This is a genomic window from Phocaeicola faecium, from assembly GCF_014837055.1.
Taxonomy (GTDB): Bacteria; Bacteroidota; Bacteroidia; order Bacteroidales; family Bacteroidaceae; genus Phocaeicola; species Phocaeicola gallinarum.
Window position 1 is genome coordinate 1 of record NZ_JACSPQ010000029.1, and the last position, 1,041, is coordinate 1,041.

The 1,041-nt window shown below is 62.7% G+C and carries 2 protein-coding genes; both read right to left on the reverse strand.

Going from position 1 to position 1,041, the window contains the following annotated elements:
* The coding region (locus H9626_RS15650; RefSeq protein ID WP_191710809.1) for a ribonucleotide-diphosphate reductase subunit beta at positions 1-508 on the reverse strand (508 nt) is incomplete at its 3' end.
* A 66-nt stretch (positions 509-574) separates the two neighbouring features.
* Positions 575-1,041: ribonucleotide reductase barrel domain-containing protein (locus H9626_RS15655; RefSeq protein ID WP_497801156.1), on the reverse strand; the 467-nt coding region annotated here is incomplete at its 5' end.

Here is a 1,041-nt window from a genome sequence, read left to right on the forward strand (position 1 = left end):
ATTCGAGCAACGTGGAGGCCACCTTGCGCTTGAGCGGGTTGTCGCCCTCGTAGTAGTCGAGCACGATCTGCGCCTTGCGCTGCAGATGCTCGTTGCTCTCGCTCCATGCGAACGCCTCGTCGATTTCGGCGGTCGAGCACAGCGTCGAGAAGATCGACGAATACGACTTGGCGTGCACCGACTCCATGAACGCGATATTCGTGTACACGGCCTCCTCGTGCGGCGTCAGCGCGTCCGGGATCAGCGACACGGCGCCGACCGTGCCTTGGATGGTGTCCAGCAGCGTCAGACCGGTGAACACGCGCATCGTCAGCGTGTGCTCCGTCTCGCTCATCTGCTGCCAGACCGGGATGTCGTTGGATACTGGGACCTTCTCCGGCAACCAGAAGTTGCCAGTGAGCCGGTCCCAGACCTCAAGGTCCTTCTCGTCTTCCAGACGGTTCCAGTTGATGGCGGTGACGCGGTCGATGAGCTTGAGCGGCTGGCGGGGGATGGAGATGGGTGCCATGGTAGGTTCCTGTTTCTACTGTGTAGTGGGTGGTGGGGTGTGTACGGTGTGTGATGGGGCGCGGCATTACAGCATGCAGCTGACGCAGCCGGCGACCTCGGTGCCTTCGAGCGCCTGCTGGCGGATGCGGATGTAGTACAGGGTTTTGATGCCCTTGCGCCAGGCGTAGATCTGCGCCTGGTTGAGGTCGCGCGTGGTGGCCGTGTCCGGGAAGAACAGCGTCAGGCTGAGTCCCTGGTCCACATGCTGCGTGGCTTCGGCGTAGGTGTCCACGATGGCGCGCCAGCCGATCTCGTAGGCGTCGCGGAAGTATTCGAGGTTCTCGTTGGTCATGTATGCGGCCGGGTAGTAGACGCGCCCGATTTTGCCCTCCTTGCGGATCTCGATCTTCGAGGCGATCGGATGGATCGAGCTGGTGGCGTGGTTGATGTAGCTGATCGATCCGGTCGGGGGCACGGCCTGCAGGTACTGGTTGTAGATGCCGTCGCGCAGGATCGCGTCACGCAGCTCCGCCCAGTCACGCGCCGTGGGGA